17 protein-coding genes are annotated in these 14,748 nt (G+C 71.9%); 12 read left to right on the top strand and 5 right to left on the bottom strand.

The genetic code is table 11. From position 1 onward, the window contains the following. Positions 1-393 (bottom strand): hypothetical protein (locus EXE42_RS10775; protein ID WP_137706496.1); only part of this gene is annotated, 393 nt, incomplete at its 3' end. Positions 394-525: 132 nt separating this feature from the next. On the opposite strand from EXE42_RS10775, the gene EXE42_RS10770 reads away from it, so the two are divergent. The 6 genes from EXE42_RS10770 to EXE42_RS10745 all read left to right on the top strand — a co-directional run bounded on the left by EXE42_RS10770 (position 526) and on the right by EXE42_RS10745 (position 5,024). Further along, positions 526-1,395: a CbiX/SirB N-terminal domain-containing protein gene (locus tag EXE42_RS10770; RefSeq protein WP_092920874.1), complete on the top strand. Its 870-nt coding sequence runs from the start codon at positions 526-528 to the stop codon at positions 1,393-1,395. Between the two features lie 2 nt (positions 1,396-1,397). Then, positions 1,398-2,627, top strand: a complete 1,230-nt coding sequence (locus EXE42_RS10765) for a DR2241 family protein (RefSeq protein WP_137706495.1) — start codon at positions 1,398-1,400, stop codon at positions 2,625-2,627. A 100-nt stretch (positions 2,628-2,727) separates the two neighbouring features. After that, positions 2,728-3,534 carry a prephenate dehydratase gene (gene pheA, locus EXE42_RS10760; RefSeq protein WP_092920876.1) on the top strand — a complete coding sequence of 269 codons (807 nt, stop codon included), beginning with the start codon at positions 2,728-2,730 and terminating at the stop codon, positions 3,532-3,534. A gap of 170 nt (positions 3,535-3,704) precedes the next feature. Next, the gene (locus EXE42_RS10755; RefSeq protein WP_092920877.1) at positions 3,705-4,199 is read left to right on the top strand and encodes a fasciclin domain-containing protein; all 495 of its coding nucleotides are present in this window, start codon (positions 3,705-3,707) and stop codon (positions 4,197-4,199) included. Positions 4,200-4,297: 98 nt separating this feature from the next. Continuing rightward, a complete protein-coding gene (locus EXE42_RS10750; protein WP_092920878.1) occupies positions 4,298-4,573 on the top strand; it encodes a winged helix-turn-helix domain-containing protein in 276 nt (91 codons plus the stop codon). A gap of 55 nt (positions 4,574-4,628) precedes the next feature. After that, on the top strand, positions 4,629-5,024 hold the full coding sequence (locus tag EXE42_RS10745) for a hypothetical protein (protein ID WP_394347999.1): 396 nt from the start codon (positions 4,629-4,631) through the stop codon (positions 5,022-5,024). 51 nt (positions 5,025-5,075) lie between these two features. Here the strand turns inward: EXE42_RS10745 and cysS are convergent, their stop codons facing one another. The 3 genes from cysS to EXE42_RS10730 form a co-directional block, all read right to left on the bottom strand. Continuing rightward, the gene (gene cysS, locus EXE42_RS10740; RefSeq protein ID WP_137706494.1) at positions 5,076-6,596 is read right to left on the bottom strand and encodes a cysteine--tRNA ligase; all 1,521 of its coding nucleotides are present in this window, start codon (positions 6,594-6,596) and stop codon (positions 5,076-5,078) included. A gap of 487 nt (positions 6,597-7,083) precedes the next feature. Next, positions 7,084-8,346 (bottom strand): threonine ammonia-lyase, encoded by a 1,263-nt coding sequence (ilvA, locus tag EXE42_RS10735; RefSeq protein ID WP_137706493.1) that lies wholly within the window; start codon positions 8,344-8,346, stop codon positions 7,084-7,086. Between the two features lie 84 nt (positions 8,347-8,430). Then, positions 8,431-9,816 (bottom strand): deoxyribodipyrimidine photo-lyase, encoded by a 1,386-nt coding sequence (locus EXE42_RS10730; RefSeq protein WP_137706492.1) that lies wholly within the window; start codon positions 9,814-9,816, stop codon positions 8,431-8,433. Positions 9,817-9,927: 111 nt separating this feature from the next. Here EXE42_RS10730 and EXE42_RS10725 point away from each other — a divergent pair, with 111 nt between their 5' ends. The 3 genes from EXE42_RS10725 (at position 9,928) to EXE42_RS10715 (ending at position 12,036) form a co-directional block, all read left to right on the top strand. Next, complete coding sequence (locus tag EXE42_RS10725; protein WP_137706491.1) at positions 9,928-10,461, top strand: Hsp20/alpha crystallin family protein; 534 nt, start codon at positions 9,928-9,930, stop codon at positions 10,459-10,461. A gap of 62 nt (positions 10,462-10,523) precedes the next feature. After that, entirely contained in the window at positions 10,524-11,156 is a 633-nt protein-coding gene (locus tag EXE42_RS10720) for a protein-L-isoaspartate(D-aspartate) O-methyltransferase (protein WP_137706490.1), read from the top strand. A 76-nt stretch (positions 11,157-11,232) separates the two neighbouring features. Continuing rightward, positions 11,233-12,036: a protein-L-isoaspartate O-methyltransferase gene (locus tag EXE42_RS10715; RefSeq protein ID WP_092920884.1), complete on the top strand. Its 804-nt coding sequence runs from the start codon at positions 11,233-11,235 to the stop codon at positions 12,034-12,036. 33 nt (positions 12,037-12,069) lie between these two features. On the opposite strand, the gene EXE42_RS10710 is transcribed toward EXE42_RS10715, so the two are convergent. Beyond that, positions 12,070-12,546 (bottom strand): carboxypeptidase regulatory-like domain-containing protein, encoded by a 477-nt coding sequence (locus tag EXE42_RS10710; protein ID WP_137706489.1) that lies wholly within the window; start codon positions 12,544-12,546, stop codon positions 12,070-12,072. Positions 12,547-12,679: 133 nt separating this feature from the next. On the opposite strand from EXE42_RS10710, the gene EXE42_RS10705 reads away from it, so the two are divergent. From EXE42_RS10705 to EXE42_RS10695, 3 genes are all read left to right on the top strand, one after another. Next, entirely contained in the window at positions 12,680-13,870 is a 1,191-nt protein-coding gene (locus EXE42_RS10705) for an ATP-binding protein (RefSeq protein WP_241988371.1), read from the top strand. 61 nt (positions 13,871-13,931) lie between these two features. Continuing rightward, positions 13,932-14,336, top strand: coding sequence for a CrcB family protein (locus EXE42_RS10700; RefSeq protein ID WP_092920886.1), 405 nt, complete (start codon positions 13,932-13,934; stop codon positions 14,334-14,336). Continuing rightward, entirely contained in the window at positions 14,333-14,695 is a 363-nt protein-coding gene (locus EXE42_RS10695) for a CrcB family protein (protein ID WP_137693782.1), read from the top strand. Before EXE42_RS10700 ends, EXE42_RS10695 begins: the two co-directional genes overlap by 4 nt. Positions 14,696-14,748: the final 53 nt, after the last annotated feature.

The following is a 14,748-nucleotide window of genomic DNA, read 5'->3' as shown; positions in this document are numbered from 1 at the left end:
GCCGAGCGCGCCCGCCAGCGCGGCGGGGTCGACGTCGCCCGCCGCGAGGATCGCCGTGCGGTCGCCGCCGTCGACGACCCCCGCGCCGCCGACGCGGAGGAGAGGGACATCACCCGGGTCGCCGTCGTCCGCGTCGGCGGCGTTCGCGTCGTCGACCACGCCCACGCCGCTCCGCATGGTGACGCTCGCGGTGCGCGCCTCCGTCTCGTACGCCGGGAGGTCCTCCCGGAAGCGGCGGAGTGCGGCCGCGATCGCGTCCGGGTCGCCGTCGAGGTCGGCCCGCTCGGCGAGCCAGGTCGCGGCGGCGCTGTGGTTCACCAGTCCGGCGCGGAGCGCGTCCCGGATGAACGGGTTCGCTCGGACCGCCTCCCGCGTCTCGGCTGCCAGCGACATGCGCGAGGCTGCGCGTCGGGCGGGCAAGATCGTTTCGGTCGCGCCGGGGATCCCGCCCCGGAGACGGATCGGAGATTCTCGTCGCCCCGCAGCCTCCGAAGTCCCTAAGAGCGGCGCGCCCCCAGCACGGGTATGCAGTCGCTCGTCATCGTCGCGCACGGCTCGCACCTCAACCCCGAGTCGAGCGCGCCGACGTACGACCACGCCGACACGATCCGCGCCGCCGGTGCCTTCGACGAGGTCCGCACCGGCTTCTGGAAGGAAGAGCCCCACTTCCGAGAGGTGCTCCGTACCGTCGAGGGGTCGGAGATCTACGTCGTCCCGCTGTTCGTCTCGGAGGGGTACTTCACCGAGCAGGTGATCCCCCGCGAGCTCCGGCTCAACGGGTGGGACGTCTCCGAGTGGGACTCCGACGGCCTCTCCGCCGACCAGGCCACGCTCGTCGCCGAGGACATCGACAGCGAGGTCCACTACTGCGGCCCGGTCGGGACCCACCGCGCGATGACTGACGTGATCGTCCGGCGGGCGGAGTCCGTGACGAACGACGCCGACGTGGGCGACGGGTTCGGGCTGGCGGTCGTCGGTCACGGCACCGAGCGCAACGAGAACTCGGCGAAGGCGATCGAGTACCACGCCGACCGGATCGCCGAGCGCGACCGCTTCGACGAGGTGAAGGCGCTGTACATGGACGAGGAGCCCGAGGTCGACGACCTCCCGGAGCACTTCGAGAGCGACGACGTCGTCCTGGTCCCCCTCTTCATCGCCGACGGCTACCACACGCAGGAGGACATCCCGGAGGACGTCGGCCTCTGCGAGGACCACACCGAGGGGTACGACGTGCCCGAGACCGTCGACGGCACCCGGATCTGGTACGCCGGCGCGGTGGGAACGGAGCCGCTCATGGCCGACGTGGTGTTGGAGCGCGCCGCCGACGCCGGCGCCGACGTCGGCGGGGCGCTCGACGACGTGCGCGAGACGACCCGCGTCGCCACGGGGGACTGACCGTGGCCGACTCCACCCCCGGGACCGACGGCGGCGAGGCGGGCGAAGCGGGCGAGGCGGACGACGACGGACCCGAACTCCCCGACGTCGACCTCCCGAGCGACGCGTTCGACGCGGTGCTCGACGCGCTCGACGACCGCGACCCCGGCGAACCCCTCCAGTTCGAGGGGTTCAGCGTCGCGCGCGGCACCAAAGGAACCGACGAGGACCTACCCGGCGGCACGCCCGACGAGTACGTCCTCGCCGCCGGCGGCCGCCCGACGGGGATGAGCGAGCGCGACCTCCACGGGGCGCTCGCCGAGCGCGCGCCCGCCGTCACCGACTGGTACGTCTTCGAGCGGGTCGTCGGCGAGTTCGGGCCGCGCCGCGCGTTCCTCCGCTGGATCGAGGACGCCGACGGCGAGACCGTCGCGACCCGGTACGCGGCGCTCGCCGAGGGGATCGAGCGCGCGTGGGGGGAGCTGAAGATCACGGCCACGATCACCGACCGCGGCGAGCGCCGCTACGACGTGCGCCACGCCGACGACGCCGGCGTTCCGGTCGACGAGCTCGACGCGTACGAGGACCCGCTCGACGCGCGCGAGCTGGTCACCTTCGACGAGAAGGGGCGGTACCGGCCGCTCAAGACCGCGCCGTCGCTCGCGGGCGGCTGGATCTTCCCCGACCTGGGCCCCCGCGACCTCTACGAGGCGGTGGAGACGATCTACCCCGCGACGGTCGCCAACTGGCACCGCGAGCGCGAGGGCGAGCTCGACGTGACCCACTGGCGCGAGACGATGGAGCGCCAGTCGGGCATCTACGGCGTCGTGAAGACCTGGGACCGCGGCGAGGGCAACGAACACGTCGACTGGGTCGCTGAGGCGTGCTGCGACGACTCCCAGTGTCTCAAGCGGCGGGAGTGGGAGTACGACGAGGAGACCGACCTCGACGTCGACGGCGGCGACGGCGTCTTCCCCTGTCGCGAGCCCTGCTCCGTCGTGGTGTCGGCCGCGCGCAAGTGGACGCGGCTGGAGAGCGAGCAGCCCCGGACGTACGAGTTCGAACTGACCCCGAGCGAGAAGGAGCAGGTCGAAGACATCATCGACGCGGTCGCCGACGGCCGGATCGACGAGATCCGCGAGGCCGACACGAAGGAGGGCGCGAACCGCTACCGGACGCGGTTCCTCCGGGCGAAGCTGTTCGACGACGAGGGGAACCTCGGCGGCGTGCCGACCGATCCGGACGAGGAGTGACCGCTGCGGCGGCCGGCGCCGAACCGCGCTACACCGACCCCCACCGGAAACATCGCCGCGCCCCGCAGGCTTTTCTCGCCGCCCCCGATACGGTGGGGTAATGAACGCCGTCACGCTGGGCCCCGCCGGCACGTACTCGCACCGCGCCGCGCGCGCCGTCGCCGCCGAGGTGTCGTTCCGGGAGTCGGTCACCGCGATCGTCGACGCCGTCGCGAGCGGCGAGTTCGAGCGCGGGGTCGTCCCCATCGAGAACAGCATCGAGGGGTCCGTCACGGAGAGCCTCGACGCGCTCGCCGACTACGACGTGGCGGTGACCCGCGAGGTCGTCACGCCGATCCGCCACGCCCTCCTCGCGCAGGACGAGGAGTTCGAGGCCGTCGCGAGCCACTCGCAGGCGCTCGCGCAGTGTCGCAACTGGCTGGAGGCGAACTACCCGGACGCCGGCCTCGAAGCGGTCGCCTCAACGGCCCGCGGGGTCGAGCGAGCCCGCGAGGACGCCCGCGTGGCCGGGATCGGCCACCCCGATAACGCCGGCGACGACCTCGAGATCCTCGCGGCCGACATTCAGGACCGAACGTCGAACGCGACGCGCTTCCTCGTCGTCGCGCCCGAGTCCGCGCGCTCCGACGCCGGCGGAAAGACCACGCTGATCGTCTACCCGAACGCGAACTACCCCGGCCTCCTCCTGGAACTGCTGGAGGCGTTCGCCGACCGCAACCTCAACCTCTCGCGGATCGAGTCGCGTCCGAGCGGCGAGCGCCTCGGCGACTACCTGTTCCACTTCGACGTGGACGCCGGCCTCTACGAGGACCACATGGCGGCCGCCGTCCGGGATATCGAGGCCATCGCCGACAAGGGGTGGGTCAAGGTGCTCGGATCGTACGACACCGAACACGTGCTGGACTGAGCCGCCCCACCCGGCCGCGGCGGGATTCCGGACCCGCCTCTCCCGGCTCGGTCCCCCGCCCGAAGTCGGTAATATTGGCGGAGATTTGGGTCTCTTTCGTGGGGAAGTCAGGTTGCTTTCACCAAATTGTTAAATAAATTCTGAAACGTTCTCCCGGGCGGGTGTTTCCCATGAACGCTGGCAGACGGACGGTACTGAAGCGCGTCGGCGCGGGAACAGCGGCGCTGATCGGCGGCGCGGGGGCGGCCGCAGCGAAGCCGCCGAGCCGGGGCGACACGATAGTCGACGTGGCCGCCGCGGCCGACGGCTTCGACGTGCTCGTCGCCGCGGTCCGGGAGGCGGGGCTCGTCGACACGCTGAACGGGAACCGACAGCTGACGGTCTTCGCCCCGACCGACGCGGCGTTTAACGACGCTGGGATCACGGTCGACAACGTCGACGCGGTCGACGACGAGTTCCTGACCGACGTGCTCACCTACCACGTCGTGCCGGGCCGTCGGAAGGCGAACTCGATCGTCAACGCGAGCCAGGTGCCGACCCTGAACGGCGCGAAGGTCGACGTCGACGGCACCGACCTCAACGGCGACCAGGCCGACATCGTCGACACGAACATCGAGGCCTCGAACGGCATCATCCACGTCATCGACGGCGTGTTACAGCCGTAGGCGACGGATCAATCGTGTCCCCGCCGGCGTTACGCTCTCCCCGCTCCCCGTGCGGGTATCCCCGCGCTTATTACCCGGTCCTCCGATTGGTACTCTCGATGGAGGCGGTCCTCTGGCAGGTGTTGGCGGGTACCCGGGGCGGTCCGAACCGCGCCCGGCTGCTCCGCGCGCTCGACGAGCGCCCGCGGAACGCCAACCAGCTCGCCGAGGACCTCGACCTCGCGTACAAGACCGTCAGACACCATCTCGACGTGCTCGAGGAGAACGGCGTGATCGAGAGCACCGACCAGAACTACGGTGCCATTTACCTCCCCACGGACCGGACCCGTACGCACTGGGACACCGTCGAAGAGATCGTCGACCAACTGGAATGAGTGTGACCTACCCCCCGAACGCACCGACCGACCGCGGAACCGGAGGGCGCGCGCCATGACCGCGACCCCCGGCGTGACGACCGCCGCGACGACCCTCGACGTAGCGACGGCCAGCTTGGACGTAGCGACGGCCAGCTTGGACGTAGCGACCGCCGGCATCGCGGCGCTCGGCGGCGCGACGCTCGGCGTGGCGCGGGTCGCCGCGGCGCTGAACATCCTGCTGCTGCTCGTCCTCGTCGGTATCTGGGGCCGGAACTACCTCGAGATCCGGTCGAAACACACCCTCGGCTCGGCGGTGTTCGCGCTCCTCCTCCTCGCCGAGAACGCCCTGGCGCTGTTCTACTACCTGAACCCGCCGCAGATGTCGACGCCGGCGCTCCGGGCGATGATGTACCTCCAGATCCTGGAGTTCGTCGGAATCGCCTTCCTCGTGTACGTCACCTGGGACTGAGCCGGTCGGTCTCACAGACTGAGTCGCGTCGGTCCCCGGGACCGAGTCGCCCTACTCGAACCGGTACGTCGCGCCGTCCGGCCCGTCCTCGATCTCGACGCCGACCTCCCGGAGGGCGTCGCGGAGCTCGTCTGCGCGCTCGTAGTTCCCCGCCTCGCGCTCGGCCTCGCGCACGTCGAGCACGAGTTCGACCAGCTCGCCGGCGAGGTCGACGTCCCCGTCGGTCGTCGACCCGAACTGGAGGCCGAGCACGTCGCCGCCGAGCTCCTCGAACGCCTCGACCGCCTGGCGGAGGCCGCGGTAGTCGTAGGCGGCCTCGGCGTCGGTCCCGGCCGCACCGTCGTTCGCGCCCGCCTCCTCGACCCCGTCCACGTGGCGGTTCACCGCGTCGGTGAGGTCGAGGAGCGCCGCGGTCGCCTCCCGGAGGTTGAGGTCGTCGTTCATCGCGGCCGCGAACTCCTCGCGCGCGGTCGCGACCGTCTCGCGGAGGTCGCCGTCCTCGGTCTTCGCGCGGGCCTCCGTGGAGTCGAGCGCGTCGACGGCGCGGTCGTGGGTGCGCGAGAGCCGCTCCCAGCGCTCCTCGGCCTCGGCGATCGTCTCCTCGGTGAGCGCCTGCTCCGAGCGGTAGGCGGCGCCCGCGTAGAAGGTCCGGATCACGTTGACGCCGAGCTCGTCGAGCGCGTCGGGGACGGTCCAGAAGTTGCCGATCGAGGAGGACATCTTCTCGCCGTCCATCTCCAGCAGGCCGACGTGGAGCCAGTGGCGCGCGAACGCCTCGCCGGTGGCCGCCTCGGACTGCGCGATCTCGTTCTCGTGGTGGGGGAACACGAGGTCGCGCCCGCCCATGTGAACGTCGAGCGTGTCGCCGAGGTGCGTCGTCGACATCGCCGAGCACTCGACGTGCCACCCCGGGCGGCCCTCGCTCCACGACGACGCCCACGTCTCGCCGTCGGGCGTCTCGGCGCCGTGGTCGTGTTTCGCGTGTTCGCGCGCCGCGGACTCGCTCACGCCGTCCGCCTTCCAGAGGGCGAAGTCCGCGGGGTTGCGCTTCTCCGACCGCTCGTCCGGGTCGCCCTGCGCTTCGAGCGCGTCGAGGTCCTGGTTCGAGAGCTTCCCGTACCCGTCGAAGGCGGTCACGTCGAAGTAGACGGAGCCGTTCGACTCGTAGGCGTACCCCTTCTCGATCAGGGTCTCCGTCAGATCGATTATCTCCGGGACGTGTTCGGTGACGCGCGGGTACACCTCCGCCCGCTTGAGGTTCAGCCCGCGCATCGAATCGAAGACGCTCGCCGTGAACGTCTCGGCCACGTCGCGCTCGGCCGCCCACTCGTCGCGCTCGCCGACGCGGGCCGTGATCTTCTCGTTGACGTCGGTGACGTTCTCGACGTGGCGCACGTCGTAGCCGACGTGTTCGAGCCACCGGTGGAGCACGTCGGCGTGGAACCACAGGCGGGCGTGGCCGAGGTGCGGGTCGTCCGACACCGTCAGGCCGCAGACGTACAGCGTGACGTCGCCGTCCGCGGTGAACTCGACGCGCTCGTCTGCCAGGGTGTCGGTAACGACGAGACTCATTACGACGTGGTTGCCGGGGTGCGCGTTTCAAATCGTCGGATCGAGCGAGACGAGGACCGATACGACTCCGCCGTCGGTTCGTCTGCCCGGGCGTGGATATTCGATATTGACCGCGGATCGGCGGCGAGCACCACCAAAGCCCCAGCCGATCGGATACAAATAACCCACAGTAGATCGACGGCGAACGCCTCCAAAGCCCCAGCCGCGAGGGCGCCGTACGCTCGCTGCGCGCTTCACTCGGTCGCTCACTGCGTTCGCTCCCTCGTTCCAGTGCTTACGTCGCCTACGGCGCCCTCGTGGCTGCCCCTTTGATTCCCACCCCGCACAGCACCGCAACCGCGCCTCACACCTCCCCAGCCTCGTCGGCCTCGCTCCGCTTCGCTCCGGTCGGCCGACTCCCTCGCGCGTGCGACTCGCGGCCGCCGAAGGCGCCCGCTCGCAGGCACGCGCCACCGCAGTTCGGTTCGTCGATCGTCGCCCGCCCTTCTCACTCCTCCCGCGTCGTCCACGCCAGCTCGTACCCCGCCTCGCGCACCGCGTTCAGGACGCGGTCGACGTGGGCGGGGCCGTTCGTCTCCACCTCGAACACGAGGTCGGCGTCGCCCACCGGCAGGTCCGGGCGGCTGCGCTCGTGGCGCACCGTCCGGATGTTCGCGCGCTCGCCGCCGATCAGGGTTGCGATCTCTTCCATCGTCCCGGGCGTGTCGTCGATCCGGACGGAGAGCTCGATCAGCTGGGCGCGGTCGACGAGGGCGTGCGTCACCACCTCCTTCAGCGTCGTCACGTCGATGTTGCCGCCACAGAGGAGGGGGACGACCGTCTCGCCGGCGAGGTCGAGCTCGTCGACCGCGTCGTCGTTCAGGAGGGCGGCCGCCGCGGTCGCGCCCGCGCCCTCGACCATCTGCTTCGCGCGCTCCAGGAGCAACAGGATCGCGTTCGCCACGTCGTCGTCGCTCACCACGACGGCGTCGTCGAGGTGCTCGTCCAGCAGGCCGAAGGTGAGCTCGCTCAGCCCGCCGGTCGCGATCCCGTCCGCGATGGTGTCCGGCTCGTCGCGCGTCACGAGCTCGCCGGCCGCGAGGCTCTCCGAGAGCGTCGACGCGCCCTCGGTCTGGACGCCCACCACGCGCGTCTCGGGCGAGCGCGCCTTCACCGCGGCCGCGACGCCGCCCGCGAGCCCGCCGCCGCCCACCGGGACGAGGACGGCGTCGGCGTCGGGCACCTGCTCTATCACCTCCAGGCCGAGCGTCCCCTGCCCGGCGACCACGTCCGGGTCGTCGAACGCGTGGACGAACCGCGTCCCGGGGTCGTCGGTCAGCGTCCGGGCGTGTGCCATCGCCTCCGGGAACGCGCTCCCGCGGAGCACGACCTCCGCGCCGTACGCGCGGGTCGCCTCGATCTTCGCCGCCGGCGCCGACTCCGGCATCACGATCGTCGCGTCGATCCCGGCGTCCGACGCCGCCAGCGCCACTCCCTGAGCGTGGTTGCCCGCGCTCGCGGCCACGACGCGCTCGATCGCGGGATCGTCGGTCCCCGCTCCGGATCCGTCGACGGCCCGCGAGATCGCGTTGTACGCGCCGCGCGTCTTGAACGAGCCGGTGCGCTGGAGGTGTTCCATCTTCAGGCGCACGTCGGCGCCGCACCGGTCGCTCAGCGACCGACTCCGCTCGACGGGCGTGCGCTGGACGATGTCGGTGCCGGCGATCCGCTCGGCGGCGGCCTCGACGTCGTCGATCGTGACGGGAGACATGGCGGAGCCGTTCTCGGGCGCCCCCGAAAAGGACTCGGATACGGAACGGAGTCAGAACCCTCGCGTCGCCGCGTCGACCGGACCCTACCGCTTCCCGAGCGCCTCCTCGAAGACGCGCTGGGCCCGCTCGTACCCCTCGTTCCGGTCGACGATCGGATGCGGGTAGTCGGGCGCCAGCTCCTCGCGCTCCGCCCGCGAGAGGGTCGGCCAGTCGACGACCTTGCCCGCGGGCACGTCCGCGAGTTCCGGGACGTACGCCGTCACGAAGCGCGCGTCCGCGTCGTACTTCGACATCTGGCTCACCGGGTCGAAGATGCGCACGTCGACGGAGTCGGTACCGGTCGAGGCGGTCCACTGCCACGCGCCGTGGTTCGAGGCGTAGTCGTGGTCGATCAGCTGCTTGGTGAAGTAGCGCGCGCCGCGCCGCCAGTCGATCAGGAGGTGTTTCGTCAGGAAGCTCGCGACGACCTGTCGCGGGCGGTTGTGAATATACCCCTCCGCGTTCAGCTGCCGCATCCCGGCGTCGACGAGGGGGTAGCCGGTCTCGCCGCGCGCCCACGCCTCGAAGTCGGCGTCCGACTCGCGCCACGCGATCTCGTTCGGGAACGACTTGTAGTTCGACACCGCGAGGTCGGGGTTGTAGTACAGCAGGTGGTACATCTGCTCGCGCCACGACAGCTCGTAGCGGTACTTGTCGACGTTGCGGCGTTCGCTCCCGGTCGCGGCGTCGTACGCGTCGCTCGCGCCCGCCCACAGCTCTCGGATCCCGATCGCGCCCGTCGCGAGGTACGGCGACATTCGGGAGACCGACCGTGTCGGCGCCTCGACGGCCCGCGAGAGGTCGTCGCGGGTGTCGTTGTAGGAGGTGATCCCGCCTTCGAGGAAGCCGTCGAACCGCTCGCGGGCGGCCTCGTACCCCGCCTCGGGGAGGTCGATGTCGGCGTCGGGCTCGGGGACCGTCTTCCCGTCGCGCACGTCGGCCAGCGCGTCCGGACCGGGCGCCGCGTACGGCCCGCGCTTCGGCACGGCCTCCCAGTCGTCGTGGAACTGACTGTGGTTCGGGTAGCGCTCCGCTAGCCGCCCGGGGTCGACCAACACGAGGTCGGTCCGCGAGTCCGTCTCGACGCCCGCGCCGGCGAGCGCGTCCTCGACCGCCCGCTGTCGGTTCCGACGGGCCGGTCTGTAGTGCTCGTTGTAGTACACCGTCTCGGCGTCGTACTCCGCCGCGAGGTCGACGAGGACCTCGCTCGGGTCGCCCGCGCGGACGACTAGGTCGCTCCCGAGTTCGCGGTACCGTTCCTCCAGCCGCTTCACGTGCCGGAGGAAGAGGGCGCGCTGACGCGCACCGACCGCCGCGAGCAGGTCGGCGTCGTACACGAACGCCGGCACAATTTCCCCCTCTCGGGCCGCGGCCGCGAGGCCGGCGTTGTCTCGCATCCGAGCGTCCCCGCGGTGCCAGAACAGGCGCATACGATCGCCTGGGGCGCGAGCGGATAGTGTCTGTCGCCCGCCCGCGTGACCGTCGACGGACCCCGGTACCGCCAGTACGTTCAAGACGCTCCGTCACGAATCCTGACCTGTATGACCCGACGCGATCCCTTCGACGAGATCGAGGACCTGCTCGAACGGATGGGCCGCGAGTTCGAGGAGCTCGGCGGCACGCTGGAGGGGACCGGTCCCGAGGTCCCGCGGTTCCCCGGCGCCCGCGAGGTCGACGTCGACGTGATCGAGGACGACGAGGCGATCACCGTCGTCGCCGACCTCCCCGGATTCGACCCCGCCGACGTCGACGTCGAGTTCCGCGACGAGGCGCTCGCGATCTCCGGATCCCGCGAGGAGTCGAGCGAATTCGACGTTGCGGACGCGGGCGACGACGCCGGTGAGGCCGACCCGGACGCCGCGTCCGACGCGGCCGACGGCGCACGCGAAGCCGACGACGAGGCCCGCTACCACCGGCGCGAACGGCGCTTCAGCTCCGTCTCCCGTCGGATTCCGATCCCCGAACCGATCGAGGCGGACGCGGCGACGGCGTCCTTCGACGCCGGCGTGCTCACCGTCAGGCTCCCGAAGCGCTCGCCGGACGACGACCGCGGCCACACGATCGACGTCAGTTGACCCTCGGCCGCGCCGTCGCCACCGTCGATGCTTTCTCCACGTTTCCCGTGTTACCGTCTCGCATGAACGACGCCGACCGCGCGGCCGCCAGGCGCGAACTGGTGCGCGCGCTCCGCGACCGCCTCGACGCGAGCGAACGGACGCTGTCGGCGATCGGCGCCGTCCCGCGCCACGAGTTCGTTCCGGAGCCGCAGCGCGCGTCGGCGTACGACGACCGTCCGCTCCCGATCGGTCACGACCAGACGGTCAGTGCGCCGCACATGGTCGCCATGATGACCGATCTCCTCGACGTCGAGCGCGGGGACCGCGTCTTCGAGGTGGGAACCGGCTGCGGCTACCACGCGGCGGTCGTCACCGAGGTGGTCGGCCCGGGGAACGTCTTCTCGGCCGAGCGCGTTCCGGAACTGGCCGCGGACGCCCGCGAACGGCTCGATCGCCTCGGCTACGACGTGACCGTCGCGGCCGAGGACGGTCGCGAGGCGTTCGCGGACGAGGCGCCGTTCGACGCCACCTACCTCACCTGCGCGGCGCCCGGGTCGGTACCGGACCCGATCGTCGACCGCGTCCGGACGGGCGGTCGCGCCGTCGCTCCCGTCCGCGAGGGCGGTCGCCAGCGGCTCGTCCGGCTCACGGTCCGTGAGGACGGGATCGACCGCGAGGACCACGGTGGTGTGCGGTTCGTTCCGATGCAGTAGTCGGCCGTGCCACCGGCGTGACCGGCACCCGTCCGGCGAACGCACAGTTTTAGAGGACCGAGTTCCGAGTGCGGTCATGGACGACGCGTCGCTCAGGGCGGACATGATCGAGGGGCTCGAACACCAGATCGGCGAGCCGATCGAGCCGCCCGTGCTGACCGCCCTCCAGCGCGTCCCGCGCGACCCCTTCGTCGACGACTCGCCCCGCGGCGGCGCCGTTGACGGCGACGACCCCCACTCGCTCTCGCTCGCGACGCTGGTCCGACTGGTCACCGCGCTCGACGCCGAGGAGGGAGATTCGGTCCTCGTCGTCGGCGCGGGGATCGGCTACTCGGTCGCGATCCTCGCCGAGATCGCCGGCGCGCGCCGCGTTCACGCGATCGACATCGACCGCTCCGCCGTCGTCGCCGCGCGATCGAACCTCGACGCGGCCGGCCACGAAGCGGTCCTCGTCGACCGCGCGGACGGCGCCGACGGTCTCCCGGCGTACGCGCCCTACGACCGGATCCTCCTCGAAGCCGCGGTGGTCGAGCCGCCGCGCGCCCTCCGCGAACAGCTGGCGTCCGACGGCCGAATCGTCTACCCGCGCGGCGCGGGCGTTCAGACGATCGCGGCGATCGAGCCGTCGTCGACCGCGACGTCGGGCGCGCCGGCTGCTCCGCCGACGAACGACGGCGCGGACGACGACCCCGCGCCCGCCGGGTTCGAGACCGTCGAGACGCACGGGCCGGCGCGACTCCGGCCGATGCTCGCGGACGGCGAACAGCCCGGCGTGGAGCGAAACCGGACTCGACGGGAGGACGCCGAACGCGCCGAGCGCGGCCGTCGCCGTCGCCACGGTTGGGAACAGGACTGGATCGACTGGGACGACCGGCTCTGACCGACTCCCTCGCGGCGCGAGCCCGCACGCCGCTCACTCCTCGACGACGAGCACCTCGGTGTTCTCCCGCTCGTCGACGTAGTCGCCCGTAGCCGGCGGTTTGATGTCGATCGTGAGCATCCCCTCCGCCTGATTCGGACCGAGTTCGGGGGCGACCTCCACGCTGGCGACCCCTTCGCCGTTCGTCCGTGCGGTGGCGACGCCGTCGACCTGCGCGGAGCCGCCGCGCACGATGACCGTCGCGTCCGCGACGCGGGAGCCCTCGGGACCGACGACGGCGACGGTGAGCGACTGATCGCCGGGCGTGGTGACCTCCGGCTGTGGCTGCGCGTCCAGTTCGGTCGCGGCCAGCCCGTCGATGTCGCCGATCATCCCCATCATCACGCTGAGGCTGGCGACGCCGACGACGAGCGCGATGACGAGGCGGACCGGGAGCCCCTCGATCGCCCGGGTGTCGGTGCTGAACGTCCGGCGATTCGCGGTGCGCGAGTCGTGTGTTCGATCGGACATACGCCGCGCTGGCCGCGGCATGGGTTATAAAGAGTCGGACGGGGCGGATCGGACGCCGGTGACGGTGATCGCGATCACCGAACCCGACCGATCACCCGACCGTTTTTACCGGATGCCGAGGCCAGCCGACCCCATGTACGTACTCGGCCGCGCCGAGACCGGTGGCGACTCCGACGCCGAGACCGGTGGCGATCCCGGCACCGAGGCCGATCTCGACGCCGGGAGCGACCGCGACGGCGAGACTCACCGGCCGCCGCACACCGCCCGGATCGGCTCCTTCCTCGCTCGCGACGGGAGCGCCGGCGCGTCGGTCGGTATCGACCTCGACCGCCCGCACGCGGGGGTCGTCTTCGGGAAGCGCGGGACCGGGAAGTCGTACACCCTCGGCGTTCTCGCCGAGGAACTCGCCGACGCCGACGGCGTCGCCCCGGTCGTCGTCGACCCGATGGGCGTCTTCGCCGGCCTCGAAGCGGTCGGCGGTCGCGTCGTCGACCCCGCGGTCCGTCCCGCCTCGATACCGCCCTCGGAATGGCCGGACTTACTCGCGCTCGACCCGGCCAGCGGGCCCGGGAGCCTCGTCTGGCGCGTCGTCGCGGACGCGGTCGACGACGGTAACGGAGACGCGGTCGGTGCCGACGGCTCCGCGGACCCCGGACGAAGCGGGGGCCCGTCCCCGTCGCTCGCGGCGCTCCGCGAGGCGGTCGACGCGGCCGACGCCCTGGCGGAGACCCGCCGCGCCGCGGTGAACCACCTCCGGCTGGCGGCGTCGTGGGGCGTCTTCGACGCCGACGCGCCGCCGGTCGCGTCGCTCGCGGCGGACGGCGACCCCGCGGTGCTCGACCTCGCCGGCGTCCCCGACGCGGCCGCGGCCGCCGTCGTCCGCGCGGTCGCTCGGGGGCTCTACGACGCGCGGATCGACGGCGGTCTTCCCCGGCTCCCGTGGCTCCTCGTCGACGAGGCCCACGCCTTCTTCGACGGGATCGCGGAGCCGGCGCTCCGGACGCTCCTCACTCGTGGTCGCGCGCCCGGCGTCTCGCTGGTCTGTGCGACCCAGCGCCCGGCCGCGCTGCCGAGCGTCGCCGTCTCGCAGTCCGACCTCCTCGTCTCCCATCGGCTCACGGCCGCGCGAGACGTTGACCGGCTGGCGGAGGCGGAGGCGACGTACCTCGCCGGCGACCTCGCCTCGCGGCTCCCGGAGGGGATCGGCGAGGCGCTCGTCGTCGACGACGCCACCGAGACGGTCCACACGGTCCGGATCCGCGAACGACGTACGCCGCACGAAGGGGAGAGCCCGCGCGCGAGTCGGCTGTCGGGTCCGGGGTGACCGAGCGCACCGGGGCCGAACGACTCCGAACGTACAAGCGGCCCCGGGGTCACCGACGCGTATGGAACGAACGCCGTACGGATTCCTGCTCGTCGCGGTCGGCGGGTTCCTCGGTGCGGTCGGCAGACACGCGGTCGACCTCGGGATCGCCCGGGTCGTCGCTGCGACCTCCTCCGGTGGCGGTCCGGCGATACTCGGCGGAACTCCCACCGGCACGGGGACGCTCGTCGCGAACGTCGCCGGGTCGTTCGCGCTCGGACTCCTGTTAACCCGCGCGTCGAGCGGCCGGATTCGACTGCTCGTCGGGACCGGCGCGCTCTCGTCGTTCACGACGTACAGCACGTTCGTCTCGGACGCGGTCGCGCTCGGAACGCCGGCGGGCGCGTGGTACGTCGCCGTCAGCTACGCGACCGGATTCGCCGCGGCCGCGGTCGGCCTCGCTGTCGGGGGGCGGCAGCGGCGATGACCGCCGCTCCGCTCGTCGCGACGGCACTCGTCGGCCTCGGCGGCGCGCTCGGGGCCGCCTCCCGCCACGCGGTCGGGCTTCGCGTCGGAGGGCGCCGATCGGTCCTCCTCGTCAACGCGCTCGGGAGCTTCGCGCTCGGAGCCGTGTCCGCCGCACCCGTCGGACCGACGGCGACGCTGCTCTTCGGCGTCGGCTTCTGTGGCGCGTTCACGACGTTCTCATCGTTCGCGGTCGGGACCGTGCGGGCGGCGAGCGAGACGGGAACCCGGGCCGCCGGGACGGTCGCAGCGACGAATCTCGGGGCCGCGTTGGCCGCGTTCCTGTTCGGTTCGATTCTCGTCGGTCGGACCCTCGGATGAACGGCGGCCGCTCCGGCGGCCCGAGGCCCGTTCCAGGTCGGACCGACAAGCGA

Source organism: Halorubrum sp. SP3 (assembly GCF_005435195.1).
Classification (GTDB): domain Archaea; phylum Halobacteriota; class Halobacteria; order Halobacteriales; family Haloferacaceae; genus Halorubrum; species Halorubrum sodomense.
Note: the sequence above shows the minus strand (reverse complement) of the source record. Positions and strands in the feature narration are given on the sequence as shown.